Below are 3,224 nucleotides of genomic sequence, written 5' to 3' on the forward strand. Positions count from 1 at the left end.
AGTAGTGTTCGTTTTGAAGGAACATATTGCCGCAAAGTCTCGACTGTATCCGCGATTTCATCTTCTGAGGGATAAGGAATCTGGTACGATGATAAACACTTCCCAATTTGATCGAAAGGCGCTTTATTATTATTGTTCTGCAAAATAGTCACCTCCCGCAAATATTTTTTTGAGCTTTTTTAACGCCTGATGTAATCGTGATTTAATTGTGGCGTCGTTGCTTCCGATTATTTTAGAGATTTCTCTTATTTTGTATCCCGAATAGTAAAATAAAATTACAACATCCCTTTGATCTTTGGAAAGCAATGATAGCGCTTTTTTGATTTCTTGCTGATTTAACGATTGTTCAAAGATATTGGTGATATTGTCCTCTTCTACTATTTCGCTATAAGAGAGCAATGAATTTTTGTCGGCGTATTCTCGACTGCTATAGTAGTTTCGACAGCAATTTATCGCGATTTTTATAATCCAATGTTCAAATTGATTACTTTCTCGATAATACTTCAACGATTTCATTACTTTGATGAACACTTCTTGGGTGAGATCATAAGAAGTATGATAGTCGCCAAGGTGCCGGTAGATGAAAGCAAAAACCGACTTATAATGGCGTCGTATCAGCACTTCCATCGCAGATTGACTTCCATCAAGGATTTCCTTGACCAATTCGGAATCTGTGGGCAAATCATCACCGCCCTTCACTATATATAACAGAATGACTTTCCAAAAGGTTTTAACCCACAAAAAAATTTCATGCTTTTCATGCTTAGGAATTTAGCATGGCTGCCATCCGCGTATCCACCGAACACCATTTTATTACAATCAGACAGACTGTACAACGGCTGTCTATCGGCTGAACTATTATTGCTTTCCTATTGGCCATGAGTACTTATGGTGGCTGATGCCATGCCTTTTAGAGCGATTTCCCGCGGCTTCGCCTTCGGCAAACTGTCAGCGGGGATAAATACGCCATTTGCCATGTCCTCGGCGTGCAGAGCCGCTTTTTCAGCCTCTATTTTCTGCCGCTTATTCGCCTTAACCCTATCTTCATACTGTTTCTGTTTGCCGTTGGCCTTGCGGCGCAGGTAATTCCGGTGCAGCCTGTCCCGAAGTTTCTCCTTTTTACAAAGGGCCTCTTGTTCCTCCGGGGCCAAGCGGGCTTTTCCAAAGTGGGGCGGCACATATTTGCCCACGAAATTGAAATAGATTTCCACCTCCTGCGTGGTGTCCCGGCTGCCCTTGCGAGCGCGCTCGTGGACAACGATTTTTTCCACGAACTCATTGAGCATGGTGGTGGTCAGGGTGTCGAAGTTTTCATACTTGTCAATTAGGGCGATAAATTTTTCTGTGGACTGCTGCTTGTGCTCATAACCGGAAACGGCCTGTTCCAATTCTTCGATCTCACCGGAAAGCTCGTCCTGCTCATCGGCGTACCGCGCATCGAGGGTGGCGAAACGCGCTTCCGGCAGTTTGCCGAGAATTTTGTCCTCATAAATCTGGCACAACAGTTTTTCCAACTCTTCCGAACGCTTCTTAGCCTCTGCCAACCGCTTCTTTTTCTGTGCAATGCCGTTGGACTGTTGGGAAATCTGAGCGTCCTTTACCGTCTGGACAAATTCGACCCGGTCATTCTTGGAATACGCCGCGATGGCGCGGAGCGTATCGGCGACCAATGTCAGCACCACATCGGCGTTGATGCGGTGCTGGGTGGGGCAGAGCGTCCCAACCGGGGTTTTGCTGTATTGGGAGCAGGTGTACTGCGGGATGCGTTTGCCATTGTTGGTGCGGTGAACGTACATCTTGCCGCCGCAGTCGGCACAATACATCAGGCCGGTAAGCGGGTGCGCCTCGCCCCAGCCGTCCGGGTAGCGCCGGACATTGCCCCGGATGCGCTGCACGTTATCATAGGTTGCTTGGTCGATGATGGCCTCGTGGGTGTTCTTGAAAATTGCCCATTGGTTTTCATCGACATAATGGCTTTTCTTGTCCTTGAAATGCTTACGAGTCTTGAAGTTGACCGTGTGACCGAGATACTCTCGCTTTTTGAGAATATTCACGATGGTGGAGGAACCCCCAGCCGTAAATATTCTTGAACGTCTTGTTTTGGTTCACGCCCTCGCCGTGCTGCGCCAAATGGACGGCAGGAATTTCCACCCCGTCGGCGGTTAACTGCTGAGCGATCTGATATGGGCCGTGGCCGTCCATCGTCATGGCAAAAATGCGGCGCACTACAGCGGCGGCTTCCTCGTCCACAATCCAGCTTTCCCGTTTTTCGTCCGCCCATAAGTACCCGTAGATAACCGTGCCGGTCAGGTGCTTGCCGGTCATGCCCTTGGCCTTGAACACAGATTTGATTTTCCGGCTGGTATCCCTCACGAAAAATTCGTTGAACATGTGTTGTTGGGGAAAGTATTGGGAAACACGTACAAACCCAGTATTCATACGGGTTCGCGGCGAGGTGGCTCGTAGCTGTAATCGTTCCCAAAGCGACAAGAAACTTAAAAATTGAAGATTGTCTGTTTTTTAAGGGCGTTCCAGCGATGGAGCGCCTTTTTTTCGTGTCCACCGCGAAATTTATGGAAGAAAAGAAAATGCACAAATCGGAAACCGCCCACACCGAACCGAAATGGCCAATTCAAACAAACCGGTTGGCTATTCTCGCCAGCACATCCGCCCTTTCGTTTGCCGATGTGTTTTGGGAAACAACGGAGTGTGACAAGCGGCATGTGGATAATGAAGTCCGGGCACGAAATCAGCGAGAGCGTCACGTCTAGCGTTTCACTTTCTTTCTCCACCGGATCGGCCATTGATGGAAACAGCGCCACGACGGCGCAGCTCACAGAAAGACGATATCCCAAGTTCAAGTATAATTATGCGGGATACTTCCGGCTATTCAATCCTCAAAGGTGTATGTGCCGATGTGGAAAACCGCAGAACGTTTGTCACCGCTGCATCTGAGCTTGGTCTAAAAGTTGATATTTCTGAAGGAATTAAGCCAAATGAATGGCGGATCCTTTCGAAACGTTGGTGGGTTGAACACACTTTCGGTTGGATGAACCATACCCGCAGGCTCTCAAAAGATTACGAGATGCGAACGAATGAACTTCTTTTGGGGATTGTCAACACGATAGATATCTTCTAATTTGCTATTCGTGTCGGATTCGACAATAAACCCTTTATAAACAAAAAAATTACAAAACATCTGTCACTAATACACATCTCCGAGC

The 3,224-nt window shown here is 47.4% G+C and carries 3 protein-coding genes and 1 pseudogene; 2 read left to right on the forward strand and 2 right to left on the reverse strand.

What is annotated here, in order from left to right; all coding sequences use genetic code 11:
* Positions 1-129: 129 nt before the first annotated feature.
* Both ABF463_RS14285 and ABF463_RS14290 read right to left on the reverse strand, forming a co-directional pair.
* Positions 130-741 (reverse strand): RNA polymerase sigma factor, encoded by a 612-nt coding sequence (locus tag ABF463_RS14285; protein WP_415534678.1) that lies wholly within the window; start codon positions 739-741, stop codon positions 130-132.
* Between the two features lie 128 nt (positions 742-869).
* Positions 870-2,388 (reverse strand): annotated as a pseudogene (locus tag ABF463_RS14290) (DUF4368 domain-containing protein); the annotation flags it as partial.
* Positions 2,389-2,537: 149 nt separating this feature from the next.
* Here ABF463_RS14290 and ABF463_RS14295 point away from each other — a divergent pair.
* Together ABF463_RS14295 and ABF463_RS14300 are read left to right on the forward strand one after the other, a co-directional pair.
* On the forward strand, positions 2,538-2,771 hold the full coding sequence (locus tag ABF463_RS14295) for a hypothetical protein (protein WP_415534680.1): 234 nt from the start codon (positions 2,538-2,540) through the stop codon (positions 2,769-2,771).
* A gap of 32 nt (positions 2,772-2,803) precedes the next feature.
* Positions 2,804-3,139 carry a hypothetical protein gene (locus ABF463_RS14300; protein WP_415534682.1) on the forward strand — a complete coding sequence of 112 codons (336 nt, stop codon included), beginning with the start codon at positions 2,804-2,806 and terminating at the stop codon, positions 3,137-3,139.
* Positions 3,140-3,224 lie beyond the last annotated feature (85 nt).

It is taken from the genome of Ethanoligenens sp. (assembly GCF_047718355.1).
Lineage (GTDB): Bacteria > Bacillota > Clostridia > Oscillospirales > Ethanoligenentaceae > Ethanoligenens.